This is a genomic window from Microcoleus sp. B6-A1, from assembly GCF_036705085.1.
Taxonomy (GTDB): Bacteria; Cyanobacteriota; Cyanobacteriia; order Cyanobacteriales; family Microcoleaceae; genus Microcoleus.
The window spans coordinates 9,554-26,715 of record NZ_JAUBTU010000098.1; the positions used below are offsets into that span (position 1 = coordinate 9,554).

Below are 17,162 nucleotides of genomic sequence, written 5' to 3' on the forward strand. Positions count from 1 at the left end.
CACCGCCGACACCGCCGACACCGCCGACACCGCCGACACCGCCGACACCGCCGACACCGCCGACACCGCCGACACCGCCGACACCGACACCGCCGACACCGCCGACACCGCCGACGCCGACACCGCCGACGCCGACACCGCCGACACCGCCGACGCCGACGCCGATAGTTGGAAGTCCTGGCATTGTTATTAGTCCGGCATCGGGATTAGTAACTACAGAAGCAGGTGGCACAGACCAATTCACCATCAGACTCAACAGCCAACCTAATGCTGATGTGAGAATTGATTTGCGTAGCAGCAATGAGGCAGAGGGAGTAATTTCAACGGACTCGATTACCTTCAATTCTGCTAATTGGAATCAGTGGCAGACTATTACGATAACGGGTGTGGACGATCGAGTATTTGACTTCGATAAGACTTATCAGATTGTCACTGCCCCTGCTGTGAGTGCGGATAGTAACTACAACGGCCTCAATGCACCGGATGCGACTGTTGTTAACAGGGGTAACACCATACCGCCATCTAACGATCTGCCTCTTGGTGGTCCTAACAACGATCAGATTCTTGGTATTCCCACGGTAATTTTTTCCCCAGCTACTTACCAAGTCAATGAAAGTCGCACAGGAACCGTTCAGAAACAAATTACCCTCACTCGCACTGGGGATCTAAGCAACTTTTCCACGGTGTGGCTAGAACCTCCTACTGGTTCAGCGACTTTGGGAATAGATTGGAACGTTCCCCCCAATTTCTCTCCTGAACTCACATTTAACCCAGGCGAAAATAGCAAAACTTTCACAATTGACATCTTACGGGATGGTCAATTTGAGGGAACAGAAGAAATTGCGTTTCGGATCGCCAATGGGGGGGTTAATGTCAATATCGGCACCCAAAACACTGCTACTTTGCAAATTTTGGATGCTGAGGGGCCTCCTACAATTAATTTCTCCCCAGCTACTTACCAAGTCAATGAAAGTCCCACAGGAATCGTTCAGAAACAAATTACCCTCACTCGCACTGGGAATCTAAACAACTTTTCCAGGGTGTACCTAGAACCTCCTACTGGTTCAGCGACTTACGGAACAGATTGGAACGTTGCCCCCAATTTCTCTCCTGAACTCACCTTTAACCCAGGCGAAAATACCAAAACTTTCACAATTGACATTTTTCCGGATGGTCAATTTGAGGGAACAGAAGAAATTGCGTTTCGGATCACCAATCGGGATAATTCCATTATTGGCACCCAAAACACTGCTACCTTGCAAATTTTCGATGCTGAGGGGCCTCCTACAATTAATTTTTCCGAAGCTACTTACCAAGTCAATGAAAGTCGCACAGGAATCGTTCAGAAACAAATTACCCTCACTCGCACTGGGAATCTAAACAACTTTTCCAGGGTGTACCTAGAACCTCCTACTGGTTCAGCGACTTTCAGAACAGATTGGAACTTTCCCCCCAATTTCTTTCCTGAACTCACATTTAACCCAGGCGAAAATACCAAAACTTTCACAATTGACGTTTTTCCCGATGGTCAGTTTGAGGGAACAGAAGAAATTGCGTTTCGGATCACCAATCGGGATAATTCCATTATTGGCACCCAAAACACTGCCAGTCTGAAAATTATCGATGCTGAATCTATACTCAACAACAATTCGCCGAAGTTGAATAATCCCATCAGCAATCAACGTGATGCCAATCCCCGCAGCGACTTCAGTTTCAGTTTGACTCTTGCTCCAAATACGTTTATTGATCCCGATCCAGGTGACAGCCTCACTTACTCCTACTCCATCAATCTAAATCCGAACTTCCTCCCCCTCTGGCTGACCCTCGACCCCAATACCGGCACCATCATTCCACCCGATTGGCTTAAGTTCGACCCGAATACGCTGACCTTTAGCGTGGATTTCGATGCGCCCAATGTCCCCCCATCATTCTCGTTGCCAATTACGGTGACAGCAACGGACAATGCCGGTGCCACTGCCAGCGACAATTTCAACCTGTTCCGCGATAGCATTCGTGGTCTCGTAATTGACGGTTATATCTCCGGTGCTACTCTCTTCCTAGACGCCAACAAAAACGGCATCCTCGATGCCAACGAACCATCCACCACAACTAACAGCAGCGGTGAGTTTAATCTCAACATCCCCTTCGACATTTTCGACACCAACAACAACGGAGAAATCGACCCATCAGAAGGCAATCTAGTAGCCATAGGAGGCATTGACACCGCCACCGGCTTACCCCTAGAAACACCAGTCACCGCACCACCAGATGCGAGTGTAGTCACCCTCCTAACCACCTTAGTCGCCGACTTAACCGACCAAGGAATTGCACAAGAAGAAGCACAATCTTTAGTCAAAGCCGCCCTTTCTCTCCCCGCTGACATTGACCTAACTAGCTTAGATCCAATAGCAGCTACCAACAACAACATACCGGGCGGCGTCCAAGTCTTAGCAGAAATGGTGAAAGTCCAAAACTTCATCACTCAAACTGCCGCTTTGATTGACGGTGCATCCAGTGCAGCTAGTCACGATATTGTCAAGGCTGTTGTCAGTTCAATTACCAATCAAATTCAATCCGGTACAGTCTTAAACCTCAGCAATGCCGCAGCCTTAGAACCAATCATTCAGCAAGCAGCCACTAAAATCCAGCAAATAGACCCCAGTTTCAACTCTCAACAAGTCAGCCAAATTACATCGCAATCCGCGACAGTAATGGCAACAGCAAATCAACGCATTGATGCGGCTGTCTCCAACCCAACAGGAACATCAATTCCTGAATCACTTGCCCGCCTCCAACAAGTAGCCTTGGGCCCAACCACTCAAGACTTCAAAGAAGTTGGTACCGGAAATAAACCTATTTCCCAGCTAGTTGCTGACAATACTGGTACTGCTTTAGATAGCAGAATTGAAGCTGTAGTATTGCCTGTTGGGATTGCCACTCCTGTTGTCAGCGGCGATGCTGATTTGGGCAGCAATTCCCCGGATGCAATTCTCGGTACAAATGGCGACGATATCCTGACGGGCGACAGCGGGAATAATGTGTTGATGGGGATGAGGGGCAATGATTCCCTCGATGGCGGCATTGGAAATGACTCGGTTTTCGGTGGCAAAGGTAGCGATACAATCCTGGGAAGTAGCGGTGATGATGTCTTATTTGGCAACCGTGGTGCTGACATTTTGAATGGCGATGATGGTAATGATATTCTTTACGGAGGTAAGGGCGATGATTTACTCAATGGCGGTTTGGGACTTGATACTTTGGTAGGAGGAATGGGAGTAGATAAGTTCCTACTCTCTACCAATTCCGGTACTGATACGATTACTGATTTTGAAGTCGGTAAAGACTTGTTAGTATTGGGTAACGGGTTGAGTTTCTCGCAATTGGCAATTGCTCAAGATAGCGGTTCGACTTTAATCCGGTTGGCACAAACAGGGGAGATTTTAGCTTCTCTCAGTGGTGTTTCTGCTAGCAGTATCAGTGCCGTTAATTTCGGGTTGCTTTAAAGGTTCGTAATGAGGACTTTAGTCCTTATTATTCTTCAGTCTCTTAGAGACGGACTTCGTTTGTATATATGCGGTTTCAACCGCTGACTATCAAGGCCTAGATCCCCCCTAACCCCCCTTAAAAAGGGGAGTAGGGGGTGGGACAAGAATCTTCTCAAAGTCCCCCTTCTTAAGGGGGATTTAGGGGGATCTGGCCTCGGCGGTAAACGAGAGATAAAGAGGGTTTTAGACTTAAGTTGACACCAATAGCCTAAACCCTATTACTTACACATCAGCATCGCTGATATCGCATTCCCGGTAACTGCGAAACTAATCCCAACAATTCCAACTGCAAAAGTATACTAGAAACCGTTCCCGCTTCTAATCCCGCTGCTTCCACAATTACATCAAAAGAAATCGGCCCAGATTCGATCGCACTTAACACCTTAGCCAATTCCGGCTCCAACGGCGGCCCTTGCTTCTCAACCGTCGGATTTGGGGGAAATAGCGACAACTGCTCGGCTCTATCCAATTTTGGCATAGCTCCGAGCATTTCCAATAACCTGTCTTCGCTTAACAGTCGATCGCTATTGGGCAGAATCGGATGAGCACCTTTACTCAGCAACTCCAAACAACCAAAAGAACGCTCATCATCCAATCTTGCCGTCAAAACATACACATCTCGGCAAAAATCATTTGCTTGATAAGCAGTAATTAAAGCGCCCGATTTGTGCGGAGCTTCTATCACGATTGTAGCGCGACTTAAGCCAGCAATTATGCGATTTCGGCGGGGAAAATTAGTTCTATTCGGTTGAGTTCCGACCGGATATTCGCTAATTACCAATCCATGCTGCAAAATGCGATCGCACAACCTCTCATTTTGTTTAGGATATACAATATCTACTCCCGTCCCCACCACTGCAAAAGTCCTTCCTCCCGCCTCCAAACAGCCTGTATGAGCCTCTGTATCAATGCCCGCAGCCAATCCCGAAACCACAGTAAAACCGCTTCTAGCCAAAGCCGTACTAAATTTGCGAGTCCACCTTCTGCCGTATTCCGAAGGGCTGCGAGTACCAACTATTGCCACCGTCGGCGTAATTCCTTGATTCTCTTTTACATCAACTAAACCGCGATAATACAACACTGGTGGCGGATTGGGAATTTCCAATAATAAGCGGGGATAATCTGGATCGGCGGGCGTCCAAAAACAGGGGTTTTTTATAAGATGTTTTTCGATAAATTCTTCAGGATTAAGTTGAGTTCGTTCTTGCAAAATAGTTTCAATTATCTGCTTGCTGAACCCTTGGATTCGCATTAAATCTACTGATTGTGCCGTCCAAGCTTCTGCCAAACTCTTGAAATTTTGGTGCAATCTTTGCAACAAAATCGGCCCGATACCGTTAATTTGCGACCATGCCAACCAGTAAGCGCGTTCTTCTAGCAACGAGTTACCCTCAACTTATCTGAGAATAATTTTATCATCTTCGGTTAAATATAGTAGGGAAACGGCACTGCCGTGTCCTCTATTTCTTGGTTAGGGAAACGGCACTGCCGTGGACTGTATTTTCACAGATAGCCTGGTACAGAAATGGCACTGCCGTGTCCTGTATTTACACGGATTTCAAACTGTTATATAAATATTTTTTTACGAACCGCGAAGGGAATTAAGAGAAAGGTTGACAATTACTGGCTAGGTTTTCCAATCTACGAAACGGGCGTAAATATAAGCAATAATTTCTCCGATCACAGTCCGAAAACCTTCGCTCGATTTCCACCATTCTTGTGAGTTGTAATCTTGCGGTTCCGCCGCTATAATCCCGACTTTAATGTCAGGATTCAGCACTTCTTTGAAAACAATCCAACTTCGGCGGGCGTGAGGGCCAAAGGAATAAAGATTAATTGAGTTAACTTTTAAACCTGAAGTAGAAAACCAATCCCGAAGTGCGATCGCCGAAGCAGCAGTGCGGTGTTTGACAACACTCGCTGCTGGTACTGCTACTACTTTGTTTTTATCAAATCCTAGCGCAATACAAGTCGCGGCAGTTAGTGCGGCATAATTTTTATATTCAGCGAGGTAGAAGCCTTTACTTAAAGGAACTCCTGTGGTAATTAATTGGCGGTATTCGCCTTTTTTGAATTCGGCGATCGCACTTTCGATCGCATAATCGGGCAACCAGCCTTCGACAACCAATATATCTGCTTTAATCGGCGCATTTACCGCCAAAAACGGATGGATATTTGTAATAATTAAGAGCATTAAAATTATCAACCCCGCGCTTGCAATTACCCAACCTTCCCTAGTAATTGCCCAGATTTCTCGACGACGGATTAAACGAATTCTCATTTTAGAGCAATAGGAAGTTCGGCAACGGATTATGTAACGGATGAAAGGGAAAGGGATCACTAAAAGTGTCCAATTCCCTATGCCCCATGCCCCATTCCCAAATTATTGGTGTTTCAGATACTCAAAAACGCTTTTATCCCCGATATCCTGCGGCATCGGTTGAAAAAACTTACGCACAGCAAAGATGATAAACAAAGCGGCCAAAATAGCCAGCAAAAACTGTTCATTTTCCGCTGACAAAAATCCGAAAATATGTCCTAAAATTAAGAGAGGAACTCCCGGAGTCAAAAACTTGGTTTCTAGGCGGTTGAAGCAGAAAGCTTCTTTAAAATAAATACCATTTAAGGCGGCAAAAGTAAAACCAATTCCCCACAACGTGGCGGGATGTTCGTACACTGCTAAAGCTAGAGGTTGGCTGCTTTGTAGGGCGACAAACAGTGCTGCCGCGCCACCGATCGCCCAAAACACCTGTAGTGTTCGGTGTAGCGCAATCATGTAAATGTGAATAGTTGCCAAGCTGACGCCTAAAGCTATCCAGAAACAAGCAAAAACAGGCGTTAAAGCTTGGATTGCGATCGGGTTGTCGCCCTGTTGCAACACCAGAGTAGTGCCGATCGCAAAACACAGCGCCGCCACCCCCAATCCGGCGCGGTAAATCACCACTCCCGTGCGATCGTTTTGAGTAATCGTAAATTCGCCGAATTGTCCTTGATAGACTGGCGATTCATCAGGTGATTTCAGTAGTTGCATTACAGCTTCCTCCTATCAGACACAATGTACTTCTGCCAAGATATACTTTATTGATAAACCGATCCAGCGAGACCGAGCGATGCCTAAATTTAACAAGCCTAAACTTAACCAGCCTAAAGTTAACAAGTCTAAAGTTAACAAGTCTAAAGTGGACGATCGCCCCGATCAAAGCCAATCCCTTCCTTCACAATCCCAACTTCCTCCAGTTCAGCTTGATGAAACCATTGTAGCAGGCAGAAGACCGAAACCGCTAAACGACTTCCAGCACCTCCTGGAGGAATTATCCGAATTGAGATCGGGGTTCGATCCAGAAATGTTAGCGCATCTAGACAAAAATATCCCCTTTAATACCAAGCAATTTGAAACTAAAATCAGCAAAATTTTAGCTTCTAAAAATATTGATTCTACTCTGAAAAATTCAGTCAAATATCTAGAGTACATCAAGCAAAATATTCAACTTCCCTGCCACGTTACCGGCATAGAAGAGTTTGAATGGGAGGAAGAATATACAATGGGTTATGGCAGCAAAAAAGAATATGCAAGACTCAAAAAAACTCAAGCTTCTTATACTGATAGATTCACAATTAATCGGTTAGATGATTTTGTGATTCAGGAAGAAGGCATATTTGTGGAAGTGCAGCGCGTCAGCGATCGCCAAAAGTTTATGTTGCCTTTATTCGAGTTAGAATCAGTTGATGCAAGTTCCCCAAACAATCAGTTATTAGATGATTATGCCGTGTGGTGTATCAATTATTAAGGAAGAGTGGAACAGTGGAAAAGTGGGGGAGAGGAAGAGGGGAAGAGTGGAAGAGTGGGAGAAGGGGAGAGTAGAAGAAGGGGAAAAATATTCCTTCTTCCTTCTTCCTTCTTCCATCGGACTGACATCCGTTACATCCGTTACATCCGTTACATCCGTTACATCCGTTACATAATCCGTTGCCGAACTTCCTTCTTAATTAAATGGAAGCTGGCAAGTGCGATCGCGAAACCAAAGCCAAAGCTTCAACCAAACTGCGAACAGCCGCAATCATCGCCACTTCGCTATTAAGTTGGCTAACAGCAGAACCGACACCAACACCAGCAGCGCCGGCTCCAATAGCGAGGGGTGCAGTGACGCTGGAGATACCGGAAGCGCAGAGTACGGGGACCGATACGGCGCGGGAAATTTCAAAGGCTGCGGCCAAAGTAGGCGCTGCTTTTTCAATTAATCCCAAGGTGCCTGCGTGAATTGGTTGAGCGCTAGTACCACCTTCGGTTTGGATGATGTTAGCGCCAGCTTTGACTAATTCAATTGCTAATTGCACTTGTTTGTCGAGTGCCAAAATGTGGGGAACTGTCACAGAAAGAGTGATGTTCGGAAATAGCGATCGAGTTTCGCGAGTCAACTGCAAAACTTCCTCAGCTTCAAAGCGGCGGCCTACTGCGTAGAAAGCATCAAAGTTGCCAATTTCAATCAAATCAGCGCCAGCTTCTACCGCAGGCACAAACTTTTCCGGTTCCACAGCCGATACACAAATTGGCAATTTTGTCAATTGTTTTGCCATCAACACCAAATCTCGATCGGCAGCAATATCGACAAAGGAAGCACCGCCGAGATCCGCTGCTTTGACGACAGCCGCAACGTTGGCGGCATCAAAATTATTTAAACCGCTGATAATTTTCAGGGCGCGACCTTGCTCAAAAGCGCGCTGCAATTTAGAATTTACACTCATCGTTAGTTTTCCAACTCAAAAAATTTCTTAGACTCATTTTGACACGAATTAGAACAAATTTTAATTTTTAATTCTTAATAGCGGTAAGGTGCAACCTCAGCACCCTACATAAGTCGATTATGCCTCCAGGACTGTATTTTTTATTTTTATAGCAACCGCCCAGACAGTTAGAACGTTCTTAATTCCTGCAACTATTGTTGTGACTGCATTTCCACATCGATATTCTTCCCTCTTCATTCTTCCATCGGACTGACATCCGTGACATCCGTGACATCCGTTACAGAATCCGTTGCCGAACTTCCCGGCTGGCGAAATTTGTAAACATCTTTGATAACTTGTGCCCAGCCGTCAGAGAGAGATTCGAGAATACGAGCTCCCTTTTCTTTCGTCGCTGCCGTCGCATCGCCCAACACACCGCTTTCAGTCAACTCTCGCGTCAGCCAAGCAAAAGGCAAATTCCCTTCCATACTCAGCAAACTGTCTGTTGGTAAACCCTGCGGGTACTCGCAAACTGCGAATTCCATTTTCACCTGCGATGGTAAAATTGACAACATCAAACTCGTTTCTGCATCACCCGCGTGAATTCCAAACTCCAACTCCTTCGCAGTTAATAATTCAGCAGCCACATTCGGAACCCGCCAAACAAACAGCGGAAAAACCGAAAAATCCTGATATTTTTGATGAATATCCCGCGCCGCAATTTCCACTACCTGCGGCTGTCCGCCGTGACCATTCATTAACACTAATTTCCGAAATCCTGCCCGATAAATACTGTCGGCAATTTCAGTTATTACTGCTAAAACTGTCTGAACACTGAGCATAATTGTACCGGGAAAATGGCAGTGTTCGTTCGACTTGCCATAGTACAAAGGTGGCAAAGCATAGGCGGGAATATTTGCGTCTAACTTTGCCAGGGCTTTGCCTGTCACTGCTGTGCTAATTGCCGCATCTACAATTAAAGGCAAATGGGGGCCGTGCTGTTCGATCGCACCTAGCGGCAGAATTATCACAGTATTTTCCTTATCCAGCATAGACTGAATTTCTGTCCAAGTCAGATATGGAAAAAAGCGCGATGCGGGAATAAAATTGTGCATATTGTAGCGACAAGAGCATAGACAACCAAGGCAATTAACTAGCCTGAAAATTAAAAAGTAATTCCCAAGATAGATCACATCTTCTGTCTGTCGGTAGATAATATAATATAGCAGATGCTTTAATAGCGCGCTGATATACGCTCGCCAGCTCAGACCGAAAGACGTAGAGATGACTAATTGATGGAAGCTTGGCAAAACCCACAAACTAATTTAACCGACATTCCGATCGCCGATGAACTGTCGCGCCGCATCCCTCGATCGCACGATCAAAAAGCAGAAAACCGAGCGCTGCAAACGCTGGCTAGACAATTGGCAACCTCACCCCACACCCTGCTCAAAACACTGGTGGCGATCGCTCAAGATTTGTGCGACGCAGGAAGCGTCGGAGTCTGCTTACTAGAAGAAAATGGCAGTTGCGAACAAATCTTTCGGTGGGAGGCATTGGCGGGAGCGTGGGAAGCCGCAGAACACACAAACACACCCCGCACATTGCGTTTGTCGGGAGCAGGTCTCGATCGCCAAACTCCCCAGCTTTACTTCGCTCCCGAACAATACTTCACCGACTTGCAACAGCTAGAATTGCCGATCGCCGAAGCGTTAGTTGTGCCAATGCAAGCAGAAAATCAAACGCTGGGGGCAATATGGATTGTATCTCACGATGCCGATCGCCAGTTCGATGCCGAAGACTTGCGGATTGCGATCTGCCTAGCAGACTTTGCCGTTGCCGCCCTACAAATCGATCGCGCCAATCAAACCAAAGAAGCTTTGTTCGATCGCGCAGAACGCTGGCAGCTAGCCTGTGCCGGCAACAACGACGGCATTTGGGATTACAACCTGCAAACAAATTGCCAGATTCTGAGCGATCGCTGTTTAGAGATTTTGGAACGTCGGCCCGAAGAAGTCAAGGAGTTCAGCCAATTTTTGAGCTACATTCATCCCGATGATGTGGAGAGAATGCAAAGCAATTGGCAGCAACACTTGGATCGAGAAACCTCACATTACTGCGGAGAGTACCGCGTTCGCTGTCCTGACGGGCGCTACAAATGGATTTTAGCCAGAGGGCGAGCAATTTGGGACGAGTCAGGCAATCCCCTGCGGGCCGTAGGTTCCCTGACAGATATCACGGATCGCAAACAAACTGAAATTGCCTTAAAACAAAGCGAAGAACGTTTGAGCGTCGCCATCGAAGGCTCAGGCATGGCAACCTGGGATTTTGACGTGCGAACACATCGAGTAATTTGGTCGGCGACCCATTTCAGCATTTTGGGCTGCGAACAGACACCGGGCGGCGAAGCAAGCGCGGATGTGTGGGAAAAGTGCGTGCATCCAGACGACTTAAAGCAAGTCATGCAAGCAGCCAAAACAGCTCGCCAAACGAGATCGCTCTACTCCCCCGAATACCGGATCATCCGGGCCGATAACGGAGAAATCCGCTGGTTGAGAGCGTTCGGGCGCTATCTCTACGACGCTGCAGGCGAAGCAGTGCGGTTTATCGGAGTATTATTTGATGCTACCGATCGCAAAAAAGCCGAACTCGCTTTGGAAGAAAGCAACAACCGCTTTCAGTTAGCTACAAGAGCGATCGACGGCATGGTGTTTGAGTGGGATTTGGTAGCAAACTCAGTTTACCGTTCCGAGGGACTGTGCTCGATCGTCGGTGTCTGCCCAGAGGATGCACCGGCAACAGCAGAGTGGTGGAGAGAACGCATCCATCCCGTCGATTTGGCACGCATCCAAGCCGGGGGGCAATCAATCTTGAATATTCCCGATCGCTATGAAATCGAGTACCGAGTTCAGCACGAAGACGGGCGCTGGATCGAGGTTTCGGAGCGCGGCTGTTTGATCCGCAACCAGCAAGGTGAAGCGACCAAAATAGTCGGCTTCACCAGCGACATTACCCAGCGCAAACAAGCAGAAGCAGCACTGCGCGATCGTGAAACCCACCTGCAGTTGATTCTCGACAGCGCCAAAGACTACGCCATCTTCACCCTCGACACCGACGGACAGGTTACCAGTTGGAACGCAGGGGCCGAGAGATTGCTGGGCTATACCGAAGCTGAAATCGTCGGCCAGCACGGACGTATCATCTTCACCCCAGAAGACTCAGCAGCCAGAATGCCGGAAGCAGAAATGCACAGCGCCCTGACTCAGGGAAGAGGAGAAAACGAGCGCTGGCACGTCCGCAAAGACGGCAGTCGCTTTTGGGGCAGCGGGCTGGTGATGCCCCTGCGCGACGCAGCAGGCGAGGTGCAAGGTTTCCTGAAAATTATGCAGGACAAAACCGAGCGCCGGCAAATAGAAGAAGCACTGCGGCACAGCGAAAATCTCTACCGCACCCTCGCCGATGGCGTCCCGGAATTAATGTGGATCAACACCGCCGACGGCAGGTTAGAGTTTTGCAACCAACACTGGAAAAACTACACGGGCATGATGCCAGAATTGCCGCTGCCTGCGCCGGTGCTGCAATTATTTCATCCTGACGATCTGCCAGCAGTTGTCGGCACGCGCACGAAGGCGATTGAAGCAGGGGAAGCCTACGAATTCGAGTGTCGGGTACGCAGGTTTGATGGTAATTACCGCTGGCATCTAGCGCGACTTGTGCCCGTCAAAGACAGGAAGGGAAAGGTGGTGCAATGGGCTGGTATCGGCATTGATATTGACGATCGCAAACGAGCCGAAGAAAGTTTAGCAGAAAGCGACCGCCGCTTCCGCTTCCTGGCTGAGTCGCTGCCCCACCTGATTTGGAACGTAAGTTCCGCCGGGGAAATTCGCTTTACCAATCAACAACAATGGTTGGAATATCTGGGAATGTCTTACGAGGAAGCAGCGAGAAACAATTGGGAATCCCTAGTCCCGCCCTCGGATTTGGCAGAATCTTGGGCCCGCTGGGAAGAATGTCTAACCAGCGGAGAAGTTTATCAAATTGAGCTGCGCCTGCGGCGGGCAGCAGACCAAATGGAACGCTGGCATTTGTCCCGCGCGGTGCCAATTCGCGACGCAGGGGGCCAGATTGTCGAGTGGATCGGCACAAACACCGATATTCACGATCGCAAACAAGCCCAACTTAACGAGCAGTTTCTCTCTGATCTCGAAGTCCGCTTGCGGCAGCGCTTCAACCCCACAGAAATGTTGTGGGAAGCCATGAAAAGTCTGGGAGAATATTTAAAGGTCGAGCGCTGCATCTGGCACGAAATTGATGTAGAAGCCGATCGGGCAATTGTCCACCAAGACTGGCACCAGTCCGACCTGGCCAGCACCGTCGGCACCTATCAAATCTCAGACTTTAAGACGCCAGAACTGAAAGCTCTCTCTATGGCAGGTCAAACCCTTGTCATCTCAGATATCGCTAATGACCCGCATACAGGGCATTTATTCGATAACTACGGTGCCGTGTCGATTCGTGCTTTGGTCGATGTTCCCTGCCTTCAGGAAGGGCGCTGGGTGGCTCTTTTGCTGGTGACATCAAGGGTGGTTCGGCACTGGCGGCCCGATGAAGTTTGGCTGATGCAAGAAGTGGTGGCTCGCCTCTGGACGGTGATCCTGCACGCGCGAGCTCTGCATGAGCTGCACGAAAGCGAGGCTCGGTTCCGCGCTCTAGCTGACAACATCGCTCAGTTGGCTTGGATGACAGATGCTGCTGGGGCGATTTTCTGGTATAACCAGCGCTGGTTTGACTACACCGGCACCACCATAGAAGAAATGCTAGGCTGGGGCTGGCAAAAGGTGCACCACCCGGAACACCTCGATCGCGTTGTGGAAAAATTTAGGCGCTGCCTTGAAACAGCCGAACTCTGGGAAGATACTTTCCCCTTGCGCGGCAAAGACGGATCGTACCGCTGGTTTCTCTCCCGCGCCGTGCCGATTCGCGACGAGCAAGGCCAGGTGCTGCGCTGGTGTGGCACTAACACTGACATTACCGATCGCAAAGTTGCAGAAGCGGAACGGGAACGCCTTCTAGCACGGGAAAAGGCAGCGCGGGAAGAGGCAGAACGCGCTAACCGCGTCAAAGACGAATTTTTGGCTGTTTTGTCCCACGAATTGCGGACTCCCTTAAACCCGATTGTGGGCTGGACGAAGCTGCTGCGATCGAACATTCTGACACCCCAAAAGCAGCGTTACGCCTTAGAGACGATCGAGCGCAACGCCAAACTGCAAACCCAGCTTATCGAAGATTTGCTCGACGTGTCGGGGATTCTGCAAGGCAAGGTCAGCTTGAATATTGCACCTGTGGATTTAGCTGGGGTGATCCGCGCCGCCATTGAAACGATGCGTCTGGCGGCCCAAGTCAAGTCGATTCAAATCAGCACTCAATTTGCACCGAATCTCGGCCCGGTGTTGGGCGATGCGGGCAGACTTCAGCAGGTAGTCTGGAATTTGCTGTCAAATGCCGTCAAGTTCACCCCGCCGTCCGGCAAAATTGAAGTCGTTCTCGATCGGGTGGACACCTTGGCCCAAATTACTGTAACTGATACGGGAAAAGGTATCGAACCTGATTTTCTGCCCTATGTATTCGACTACTTCCGGCAAGCTGACAGCACTTCTACCCGCAAGTTTGGCGGATTGGGTTTAGGATTGGCGATCGTCCGCCATCTCGTCGAACTCCACGGCGGCACGGTGAAATCCGACAGTGCCGGCGAAGGAAAAGGTGCAACCTTGACTGTCAGGATACCTCTGATGCCCGTGCAATCTCAGACGAGTCCTGCGGGAACTGCGTCGCCGGCCCAATCCTTCAATTTGAGCGGTATCAAGGTGTTAGCGGTGGATGATGATGCCGATGCGCTAGATTTGGTGGTTTTTCTGCTTGAGGATTGTGGGGCAAGCGTTACAGCCGTTGCTAACGCCGCCGATGCCTTGGCGGTTTTAACCCAGTCTGTGCCGGATTTGCTGTTGAGCGATATTGGAATGCCCGATACCAACGGTTATATGTTGATGCGACAGGTTCGGGCTCTGGCGCCTGACAAAGGGGGACTGGTTCCGGCGATCGCCCTCACGGCTTATGCTGGAGAAATTGACTATCAGCAGGCCTTGGCTGCGGGGTTCCAGCGCCACATTTCTAAGCCTTTAGACCCCGACAAGTTGGTGCAGGCGATTGGGGAGGTACTCGATCGATCGGGCAAAAACATTATTTAAGCTTTTTTTGTGTCTGAAAAGTCTTTATTTAATGAACCGCGAAGGCGCTAAGAACTTGAAGGAAAAAAGGAAGAAGAAAGGAAGAATTTAATAATCTCAATTCCGGTTAAATCTGAGATATGGCACCATTGTCAATCAGCGTTTTATTGACGGGCTAGGAGCAATGGCGCACAATAAAATTCACTTTTTGTGGAACAGGCCGAAAAGCCTGTTCATAAAAAACTTATTGACAATGGTGTAACATCTCAGATCTAACCAATTTTATGGTCGTTCGATCGCGCATCATCTCCAATAAAAAAACCTCACAGAGGGAGGTTTTTTGATGATTATTGGTACTGATCGGACAGGTTAAAACATCCTGTCCCTGCGTGATGCCCACAGCCCTAAGACTCGATTCTTAGCGGTAGTCAGTGCGGACTGCTGGGTCGCGATCGCCTGTTGTAGTGGTATAGCGGACATTTTCTTCACGTTTTTTGGGTATTAAACCTAACAAGCCCGATAAGCCCAGTAAGCCCAACCATCCCCAATCAAAATCGCGATCTGTTTCAGCATTGTAGACATCTGAGCGAGGAGTGGTGGTGGTTGTAGTGCTGTTAGTACCGCCAGTTGTACCGCCAGTTGTATCTGTCTGAGCTGAAGCAGGCAGATGAGCTGGTGCTATGGCTAAACCAGCAGCTATAATACCTGCACCGATTGCTTTGGATAAATCAGAACGTTTCATAATTCAAATGCTCTCTGTTGGCTAAAATCTTTAACTATCACAACTATATCGATTGGCTTTTAAAGTTAAATCCACCTGTAGCAGTAAAGATGGTTATGTTCCACGTATAACTACAGATTGATATCAAATTTTTAGCAGGCGCACAAAATTAAAGATTGCTCGCGGAGGCACTCCGGCACTAGAAATCGCGGGTCTGACACCTCACTCGGTTGTGAGGCACTCCGGCACTCTCGACAACAGACAAGGTGTTGTTGACAAAAAACGGTAAACTCAGATATTGCACAGATAAGTGTTGGAACTCGATCGACGGAGATCAAAACTTTTGGGAATAGAGTTACGCAGCTACGTATTTCTAGACAACTTGCAGCCACAGCACGCAGCATACATCGGCACCATCGCCGCCGGATTCTTGCCGCTGCCGGGGGATGCGTCGCTGTGGATAGAAATCTCCCCCGGTATCGAAATTAACCGAATTACCGATGTCGCCCTCAAATCTGCCTCCGTGCGCCCAGGAGTGCAGATAGTCGAACGCTTGTACGGCCTTCTGGAAGTACACTCGGGTCAGCAGGGGGAAACGCGGGCCGCAGGCAAAGCAATTCTAGAATTCATCGGAGTCCGCAGAGAAGAATGTATCAAACCGCGAGTGATTTCCAGTCAAATTATTCGCAACATTGACCCCCACCAAACACAATTAATCAACCGCACCCGCCGCGGACAGTTGCTGCTGGCGGGACAAACGCTTTACGTCTTAGAAGTAGAACCGGCGGCCTATGCAGCGCTGGCGGCCAATGAAGCAGAAAAAGGCGCATCTATTAACATCTTAGAGGTTCAGGCGGTCGGTAGTTTCGGACGGCTTTACCTCGGCGGCGCAGAACGAGATATTATAGCAGGTTCCCAGGCAGCAATTGCGGCGGTGGAAAACGTGACGGGTAGAGAAAATCCAGCAATTTTTGGTCGCAAGGAATAGCCGTTAAAGGAGATGTAATTATTATGGCAAACACACAGCATTTAGCGCTGTTAAAAAAAGGTGCAGTTACTTGGATTGAATGGAGAAGTCTCAACCCAAATATAGAACCGGATCTCAGCGAAGCTAACCTCGCGGAAGCAAATCTCAGAGGCGCGCATCTTTGGCGCTCGAACCTTTTTAAAACAGATTTGTTTAAGGCTAAATTAATTGCGGCAAACCTCGCCGAATCTAATTTTAGTTTAGCAAATCTTGCCGGAGCGCAACTGCTGGAAACTAATTTAATTAAAGCTAATTTAACTGGAACCAACCTCCAAGCAGCAGACATCAGGGGAGCTGATTTGAGCAGTGCTAATTTAATTGGGGCTGACCTCACCGCTGCCAATCTCCAACAAACTGATTTCGCAGATGCAAATTTAATCGGTGCGGTGATGTTTCGAGCTAATGCGATGGGCGCGAACCTGAACTGTGCTAATCTCAGTCAAGCTAATCTGACTCAAGTCGAGTTGATTGAAGCACATTGCTATGGAGCTAATTTCTCTAAAGCTAACCTCGGGGAAGCTCACTTCACTGGAGCATATCTTTTCCGGGCAAATCTCTGTTTTGCACAGTTGAGCGCTGCCGATTTACGGTGGGCAAACCTTGGCAAAGCTGATTTGAGAGGGGCTAATTTGACTGGGGCAAATCTCCGGGGAGCGAACTTGGCGGGAGCGAATTTGGGCGAAGCTATTTTGAAAGAAACAATCATGCCTGACGGCAGCATTGTTCGATAAATATTGGATAATATTTAGTCCTGTAAAATAAGGGCGATAGTTAAAAAAAAAGCTAGTTGCGCGTTTACCGCAACGATTGCCAAAACATGAGCTTCTGGGGCGGGTTGGGGTTTTCTCTAAGGATCGCGAATTAAATAACTTACAATTTTAATTGTTATTGTGGGATGGGCGTCCCGCCCGTCCTTTTTGGAC

Annotated in this window: 11 protein-coding genes; 5 read left to right on the forward strand and 6 right to left on the reverse strand. The window is 48.3% G+C overall.

Features of this window, described 5'->3' with window-relative positions:
* Positions 1-3,503, forward strand: a 3,503-nt coding sequence (locus QUB11_RS26170; RefSeq protein ID WP_333392054.1) for a Calx-beta domain-containing protein, incomplete at its 5' end; no start/stop codon positions are given.
* Between the two features lie 271 nt (positions 3,504-3,774).
* On the opposite strand, the gene dprA is transcribed toward QUB11_RS26170, so the two are convergent.
* The 3 genes from dprA to QUB11_RS26185 all read right to left on the reverse strand — a co-directional run bounded on the left by dprA (position 3,775) and on the right by QUB11_RS26185 (position 6,576).
* Positions 3,775-4,926: a DNA-processing protein DprA gene (gene dprA, locus QUB11_RS26175; protein ID WP_333198492.1), complete on the reverse strand. Its 1,152-nt coding sequence runs from the start codon at positions 4,924-4,926 to the stop codon at positions 3,775-3,777.
* A 246-nt stretch (positions 4,927-5,172) separates the two neighbouring features.
* A complete protein-coding gene (locus QUB11_RS26180; RefSeq protein WP_333198494.1) occupies positions 5,173-5,826 on the reverse strand; it encodes a YdcF family protein in 654 nt (217 codons plus the stop codon).
* Positions 5,827-5,928: 102 nt separating this feature from the next.
* Positions 5,929-6,576: a DUF2301 domain-containing membrane protein gene (locus QUB11_RS26185; protein WP_333198496.1), complete on the reverse strand. Its 648-nt coding sequence runs from the start codon at positions 6,574-6,576 to the stop codon at positions 5,929-5,931.
* Between the two features lie 79 nt (positions 6,577-6,655).
* Here QUB11_RS26185 and QUB11_RS26190 point away from each other — a divergent pair, with 79 nt between their 5' ends.
* Entirely contained in the window at positions 6,656-7,333 is a 678-nt protein-coding gene (locus tag QUB11_RS26190; RefSeq protein WP_333198498.1) for a calcium-binding protein, read from the forward strand.
* A gap of 199 nt (positions 7,334-7,532) precedes the next feature.
* Here QUB11_RS26190 and QUB11_RS26195 read toward each other — a convergent pair whose 3' ends face one another.
* Positions 7,533-8,288, reverse strand: coding sequence for a DUF561 domain-containing protein (locus tag QUB11_RS26195; RefSeq protein WP_333392056.1), 756 nt, complete (start codon positions 8,286-8,288; stop codon positions 7,533-7,535).
* Between the two features lie 233 nt (positions 8,289-8,521).
* Positions 8,522-9,382, reverse strand: a complete 861-nt coding sequence (locus QUB11_RS26200; RefSeq protein WP_333392058.1) for a creatininase family protein — start codon at positions 9,380-9,382, stop codon at positions 8,522-8,524.
* Between the two features lie 180 nt (positions 9,383-9,562).
* Here QUB11_RS26200 and QUB11_RS26205 point away from each other — a divergent pair, with 180 nt between their 5' ends.
* Entirely contained in the window at positions 9,563-14,512 is a 4,950-nt protein-coding gene (locus QUB11_RS26205; protein WP_333392059.1) for a PAS domain-containing protein, read from the forward strand.
* Positions 14,513-14,909: 397 nt separating this feature from the next.
* Here QUB11_RS26205 and QUB11_RS26210 read toward each other — a convergent pair whose 3' ends face one another.
* Positions 14,910-15,233, reverse strand: a complete 324-nt coding sequence (locus QUB11_RS26210; protein ID WP_333392061.1) for a WGxxGxxG family protein — start codon at positions 15,231-15,233, stop codon at positions 14,910-14,912.
* Between the two features lie 322 nt (positions 15,234-15,555).
* On the opposite strand from QUB11_RS26210, the gene QUB11_RS26215 reads away from it, so the two are divergent.
* A complete protein-coding gene (locus QUB11_RS26215; RefSeq protein WP_333392063.1) occupies positions 15,556-16,200 on the forward strand; it encodes a hypothetical protein in 645 nt (214 codons plus the stop codon).
* Positions 16,201-16,223: 23 nt separating this feature from the next.
* The gene (locus QUB11_RS26220; RefSeq protein ID WP_333392065.1) at positions 16,224-16,970 is read left to right on the forward strand and encodes a pentapeptide repeat-containing protein; all 747 of its coding nucleotides are present in this window, start codon (positions 16,224-16,226) and stop codon (positions 16,968-16,970) included.
* Positions 16,971-17,162: the final 192 nt, after the last annotated feature.

What these genes read in the sequence shown, in the direction of transcription:
- QUB11_RS26180 (WP_333198494.1), bottom strand. Translation starts at nt 5,826, where the DNA reads ATGAGAATTCGTTTAATCCGTCGTCGAGAAATCTGGGCAATTACTAGG.
- QUB11_RS26185 (WP_333198496.1), bottom strand. Translation starts at nt 6,576, where the DNA reads ATGCAACTACTGAAATCACCTGATGAATCGCCAGTCTATCAAGGACAA.
- QUB11_RS26190 (WP_333198498.1), top strand. Translation starts at nt 6,656, where the DNA reads ATGCCTAAATTTAACAAGCCTAAACTTAACCAGCCTAAAGTTAACAAG.
- QUB11_RS26195 (WP_333392056.1), bottom strand. Translation starts at nt 8,288, where the DNA reads ATGAGTGTAAATTCTAAATTGCAGCGCGCTTTTGAGCAAGGTCGCGCC.
- QUB11_RS26200 (WP_333392058.1), bottom strand. Translation starts at nt 9,382, where the DNA reads ATGCACAATTTTATTCCCGCATCGCGCTTTTTTCCATATCTGACTTGG.
- QUB11_RS26205 (WP_333392059.1), top strand. Translation starts at nt 9,563, where the DNA reads ATGGAAGCTTGGCAAAACCCACAAACTAATTTAACCGACATTCCGATC.
- QUB11_RS26210 (WP_333392061.1), bottom strand. Translation starts at nt 15,233, where the DNA reads ATGAAACGTTCTGATTTATCCAAAGCAATCGGTGCAGGTATTATAGCT.
- QUB11_RS26220 (WP_333392065.1), top strand. Translation starts at nt 16,224, where the DNA reads ATGGCAAACACACAGCATTTAGCGCTGTTAAAAAAAGGTGCAGTTACT.